Source organism: Longimicrobiaceae bacterium, from assembly GCA_035696245.1.
In the GTDB taxonomy this organism is placed as follows: Bacteria; Gemmatimonadota; Gemmatimonadetes; order Longimicrobiales; family Longimicrobiaceae; genus DASRQW01.
Map to the genome: position 1 here is coordinate 23,629 of DASRQW010000552.1, position 6,069 is coordinate 29,697.

The 6,069-nt window shown below is 70.1% G+C and carries 4 protein-coding genes; 3 read left to right on the forward strand and 1 reads right to left on the reverse strand.

Features of this window, described 5'->3' with window-relative positions:
• Positions 1 to 6: 6 nt before the first annotated feature.
• Complete coding sequence (locus VFE05_24625) at positions 7 to 369, reverse strand: co-chaperone GroES family protein (protein ID HET6233284.1); 363 nt, start codon at positions 367 to 369, stop codon at positions 7 to 9.
• 892 nt (positions 370 to 1,261) lie between these two features.
• Here VFE05_24625 and acnA point away from each other — a divergent pair.
• The 3 genes from acnA to VFE05_24640 all read left to right on the forward strand — a co-directional run.
• A complete protein-coding gene (gene acnA, locus VFE05_24630) occupies positions 1,262 to 4,192 on the forward strand; it encodes an aconitate hydratase AcnA (protein ID HET6233285.1) in 2,931 nt (976 codons plus the stop codon).
• 299 nt (positions 4,193 to 4,491) lie between these two features.
• Positions 4,492 to 5,472 (forward strand): thiamine-phosphate kinase, encoded by a 981-nt coding sequence (thiL, locus tag VFE05_24635; GenBank protein ID HET6233286.1) that lies wholly within the window; start codon positions 4,492 to 4,494, stop codon positions 5,470 to 5,472.
• A 5-nt stretch (positions 5,473 to 5,477) separates the two neighbouring features.
• The coding region (locus tag VFE05_24640) for a lysophospholipid acyltransferase family protein (protein ID HET6233287.1) at positions 5,478 to 6,069 on the forward strand (592 nt) is incomplete at its 3' end.

Sequence of the window (6,069 nt, forward strand, 5' to 3'; positions counted from 1 at the left end):
TGCTCTCTACGGCAGTGGCAGGCGGTCGCGGATGAGGAGGAGGATGGCGCCGTGCGGGACGATCAGGTACTGGCTGCCGTCGATCTCCACCTCCACCGCGTTGCGGCGGAGGAAGAGGGCCAGGTCGCCCTTCTGCGCCTGGAGCGGCAGGTAGCGCACCTCGGTCCGCGCGCTGGAGCCCGACCACGCCTCGCCGTCTGACGAGTCCGATGTGGCGTAGCCCGGGCCGACGTTCACGACGTGGCCGGACGCCACGGCTTCCTTCTCCGCCACGCCCTGCGGCAGGTACAGCCCCGACGCGGTCTTGCCGCTCTCTTCCTCCGGCCGCACGAGGACCTTGTCCCCGACCAGAATGACTTCCCGGCTCATGAATCTTCCGCGTGTTCGCGTGTTCTCCACCGCGCCTCGAAGGGCGCGGCACCAGCCTCAATCATAACCAGTTACCCGCACTGCCGCACGCTTGTGCCCGTCCGCCTCGTATCTCACGAGCTCACTCTCGCCTCCTCCATCCTCCATCACCTCACACGAGCAACCTTCCTCCGATCGGCCCCATCCATCGCATCCGACACAGGCTCTCCGCTGGCCGAAGCCTCCCCGTCAAGCCACGACCCCCCTGTTCCACCTGCAGTTTGTCGCCGCCACATAAATCTCAGCAGAAGAACGTCTCGCATCAGCAGATGAACAGCAACGTCGTGCGATGAACCAGTCGTTCGGCATCGTCGCATTCTCATCTCCCCGTCGCGTCACGCTCCAACTGATTCGCACCTCGACAGATACGTCGCTGCCGCACGTCCGGCTTGGGGGATCGGGTAGATGTGACGCCACCGATCCATCCGCGCGCTTCGGTAGATGTGGAACCGACGACGGATGCGAGCCTTCGCACCCTCTCCGCGGAAAAACCGATACTTATCGCTGCCGTTCTTTGCGACACGCGGCCCAACTTTTTCGCTCCTCCGACCGGGTCTGCGCCGTTCGTCGCCGTGCATCGTCCGGATGATGGAAAACCGGCTCCGGACGCGCTGTTCGGGGCAGGGGACTGTGCGCTTTCTGGACCCGCACTTGCACCACCGCGGGCCGCGCCCGGCACTGCTCCGAAAGTGTGCGCCGCTGCGGCTTTCCAGCGGCGGCGCGGCATTGTAAGATGTGCGGGCGCGACTAGGGCCGGGTGACGCCCGGCGATTGATGTGTTCGACGCCTGACCGGCCGGGCCGGGGGCGCCGTTCGTGGGCCCTGGAGAGGGGCCCCCAACGAGGAGACCGACATGATCGACAGCTTTGGAGCACGCTCCACCCTGCGCGTGGGCGAGCGTGAGTACGAGATCTTCCGCCTGGACGCGCTGGCCAAGGAGGGCATCGACGTGAGCCGCCTTCCGTACAGCCTGCGTATCCTGTTGGAGAACCTGCTGCGGCGCGAAGACGGCGTGACCGTCACCCGCGAGGACATCGAGGCTCTGGCGCGGTGGTCGCCCAAGGAAGCCTCCGAGCGGGAGATCGCCTACATGCCCGCCCGCGTCGTCCTCCAGGACTTCACCGGCGTTCCCTGCGTGGTGGACCTCGCCGCCATGCGCGACGCCATGGCCGACCTGGGCGGCGACCCGTCCAAGATCAACCCGCTGCAGCCGGTGGAGCTGGTCATCGACCACTCCGTGCAGGTCGACGCCTTCGGCACCGCCGCGGCCTTCGAGCAGAACGTGGAGCTGGACTACCAGCGCAACGCCGAGCGCTACGCCTTCCTGCGCTGGGGCCAGCAGGCGTTCGACAACTTCAAGGTCGTGCCGCCCAACACCGGCATCGTCCACCAGGTCAACCTCGAGTACCTCTCCCGCGTCGTCTTCACCAGCGACGAGAACCCCGCCGCGCCCAAGACCGACCTGCCGCAGGCGTTCCCGGACACCTGCGTGGGCACCGACTCGCACACGCCCATGGTCAACGGTCTCGGCATCCTGGCCTGGGGCGTCGGCGGCATCGAGGCCGAGGCGGCCATGCTGGGCCAGCCCATCTCCATGCTCATCCCCCAGGTCATCGGCTTCAAGCTGGAGGGCGAGCTGCCGGAGGGCGCGACGGCCACCGACCTGGTGCTGACCGTGACGGAGATGCTCCGGAAGAAGGGCGTCGTCGGCAAGTTCGTGGAGTTCTACGGCCCCGGCGTGAGCCGCCTGCCGCTGGCCGACCGCGCCACCATCGGCAACATGAGCCCGGAGTACGGCGCCACCTGCGCCATCTTCCCGCCCGACGAGGTCACGCTCCAGTACCTGCGCCTCACCGGCCGCCCGCAGGAGCGCATCGCCCTGGTCGAGGCGTACATGAAGGAGCAGGGGCTCTTCCACAGCGCCGACGCGCCCGAGCCCGTCTTCACCGACACGCTCGAGCTGGACCTGAACACCGTGGAGCCCAGCATCGCCGGGCCACGGCGCCCGCAGGACCGCATCAAGCTCTCCGAGGCGAAGAAGGCGTTCCGCAAGGCGCTGCCCGACCTTCTCCCGTCCAAGGGCGGCATGCCGTCGCAGAAGGACGCGGCGAACCGCACCGACGCCAGCGGCCCGGACGCCGTGGGCGTGTGGGGCGAGGGCTCGGCCGAGTCGCCCAGCGCGCAGAAGGTGATGATCGAGAACGCCGAGCAGTGCCTGGACCACGGCTCGGTCGTCATCGCCGCCATCACCAGCTGCACCAACACGTCCAACCCGTCGGTGATGCTGGCGGCCGGCCTGCTCGCCAAGAAGGCGGTGGAGCGCGGCCTCACCCGCAAGCCGTGGGTGAAGACGTCGCTCGCGCCGGGATCGAAGGTGGTGACCGAGTACTACCAGAAGGCGGATCTCCAGCAGTACCTGGACGCCCTGGGCTTCCAGACCGTCGGCTACGGCTGCACCACCTGCATCGGCAACTCCGGCCCGCTGCCGCAGGAGATCTCCGAGGCGATCCAGAAGGGCGGCCTGGTCGCCGCGTCGGTCCTCTCCGGCAACCGCAACTTCGAGGGCCGCATCAACTCCGACGTGCGGGCGAACTTCCTGATGTCGCCGCCGCTCGTGGTCGCCTTCGCCATCGCCGGCCGCATCGACATCGACCTGTACAACGAGCCGCTGGGCGAGGGCAAGGACGGGCGCTCGGTCTTCCTCAAGGACATCTGGCCCACGCAGGCCGAGATCGAGGAGACGGTGCGCAGCTCCATCGAGTCGGAGATGTACCGCCGCAGCTACGGCGCGGTCTTCGAGGGCGACGACCGCTGGAAGAGCATGGACATCCCCAGCGGCAGCCGCTTCACCTGGGCGGACTCGTCCACCTACGTGCGGCAGCCCACGTACTTCGAGGGCATGAGCAGGCAGGCGCGCGACACCGTGCCGGAGATCACCGGCGCGCGGGCCGTTGCGCTGCTGGGCGACAGCGTGACCACGGACCACATCTCCCCGGCAGGGAGCATCAAGAAGGACTCGCCCGCGGGGCGCTACCTGACCGAGCACGGCGTGGAGGCGCGCGACTTCAACTCGTACGGCTCGCGGCGCGGCAACCACGAGGTGATGGTGCGCGGCACCTTCGCCAACGTGCGCATCCGCAACCAGCTCGCGCCTGGCACCGAGGGCGGGTACACCACGTACTTCCCCGAGAACGAGATCACCACCATCTACGACGCGGCCATGCGCTACGTGGCCGACGGCACGCCGCTGGTGGTGCTGGCGGGCAAGGAGTACGGCTCCGGCTCCAGCCGCGACTGGGCGGCCAAGGGCCCGTACCTCCAGGGCATCAAGGCGGTGATCGCCGAGAGCTACGAGCGCATCCACCGCAGCAACCTGGTGGGGATGGGCATCCTGCCGCTCCAGTTCCTGCCCGGCGAGTCGGTGTCGTCGCTCGGCCTCCTTGGCCGCGAGACGTTCGACTTCCAGGGGCTGACGGCCGCCATCGCCACCGGCTTCGGCGCCGGGCGCGAGATCGCCGTCCGCGCCACGGGCGAGGACGGGAAGGTGACGGAGTTCCGCGCGCTGGTGCGCATCGACACGCCGCAGGAGATCCTGTACTACCGGCACGGCGGCATCCTCCAGTACGTGCTGCGCCAGCTGCTGGGCGGCAAGGAGGAGCCGGCCGCGCTCTCCGGCGAGGCGGGGCTTCCGCAGGCCGCAGTGGCCTCGGAGCACCACCACGACGGCACGGTGGAGAAGGGGTCGATCGATTCCTTCCCCGCCAGCGACCCGCCGGGGTACTGAGATCGGTCGAGCGGGTGGGGGGAGGGCGGAGGACGGCCCTCTCCCCCGCTCGTTCCTCGCTGCCCCCTCTCCCAAAACTGCCTGGGAGAGGGGGCGGTTTCGTCTCAGGCCGCGAGATGGGCGCGAGTTCGTGAGATGGGCGGGGGAGATCGGCGTCTCGGGCTCTTCTTTCGCGCTTCTGCTCCGCGGTTCGCGTGTTGCGTCGCCCCTTGTGGCGTCGTACGGAAAGCCGCACCTTGCGCGGCCATCTTCCACGATCTTCCCAAACCGTCTGGAGCTTCCCCATCTCCGCCGAAGGCATGCGCCTGGCGCCCGGCGCCGAGTTCGACCTGATCCGCAGGTTCGTGCCGCACCCCGCCGCGCCGGGCGAGCGGGGGGACGTGCGCGTGGGCCCCGGCGACGACTGCGCCGTGGTCGCGGGCGACGGGATCGCGCTGTCGTGTGACATGAGCGTGGAGGGCGTGCACTTCCGGCGCGACTGGCTCTCCGCGCGCGAGATCGGGTGGCGGGCGGCGGCGGCGGCGCTGAGCGACCTGGCTGCGATGGCGGCGCGCCCCATCGGCGTACTCTGCTCGCTCGCGATCAGCGACGAAGATGCGCCGCGCTTCGCCGAGCACCTGATGGCCGGCGTTCGCGACGCCGCGGAGAGCGTGGGGGGAGTGCTGCTCGGCGGCGACCTCACGCGCTCCCTGGGGCCGATCGCGGTGGACGTCACCGTCGTCGGCGAGTGCCCATCTCCCGTCCTCCGCTCCGGCGCGCGGCCGGGCGACGAGGTGTGGGTGACGGGCGAGCTGGGCGGTTCGGCGGCGTACGTGGCCGCCCTCCTGCGCGACGCGCTGCCCGACGCGTCCGCGCGCCGGTGCTTCGCCGCGCCCGTCCCGCGCGTGCGCGAGGCGGCGTGGCTCCGATCCCGCGGCATCCCGAGTGCAATGATCGACATCTCCGACGGCCTGGCGGGCGACGCGGCGCAGATCGCGGCCGCCAGCGGGGTGGCCGTGGTGCTGGAGACGGACGCGGTTCCCGTGCACGAGGCGGCCCGCACGGCTGCCGACGGCGCGGCGCTCGCCCTCTCCGGCGGCGAGGACTACGAGCTGTGCTTCTGCGCCGCGGGGGGCGCGGTGCAGCCGCATGCCTCGGCATTCGAGAGCGAGACGGGGGTGAGGCTCACGCGCGTGGGGCGCGTGAAGGCGGGTGCAGGGGTGTGGCGGGCAGACGGCGCGGGGGGGCGGGTGCCGCTGGGGCGCGGGGGATACCAGCACTTCGGAGAGGGGCGGGAGTGATACGCATGCTGTGGGTGGCGCTGGCCGCCACGGCCTCCACGCTGTTCTGGGGCGGAGGCGCGATCGCGGCGTCGCTGCTGGGGTGGCGCGGCCCGCTCTATTCCCGGCTCACGCGCCGCTGGGCGGGCACGATCCTGCGCGCCAGCGGCAGCCCCGTGGTGGTGCACGGCATGGAGCACGTGAGCGGCGACGCACCCATGGTCGTGGTCTCCAACCACGTCTCGTGGTTCGACGTGTTCGCCATCGCCTCGGTGCTGCCCGGCACGTTCCACTTCGTCGCCAAGAAGGAGCTGGAGCGCATCCCCATCTTCGGCAGCGCGTGGAAGGCCGCGGGCCACATCTCCATCGACCGCTCGAACCGGGCTAGCGCCATCCAGAGCCTGCGCGAGGCGGGCCAGAAGATCCGCCACGAGCGCGGCGCCGTGGTCATCTTCCCCGAAGGCACGCGGTCGCGGACGGGCCGGCTGCAGCCGTTCAAGAAAGGCGCGTTCATGCTGGCCGTCGAAGCCGGCGTGCCCGTGGTCCCCACCGTGGTCGTAGGCAGCTACGACATCATGCGTCCGGACACTTGGAAGATCCGCCCCAACACCATCCACG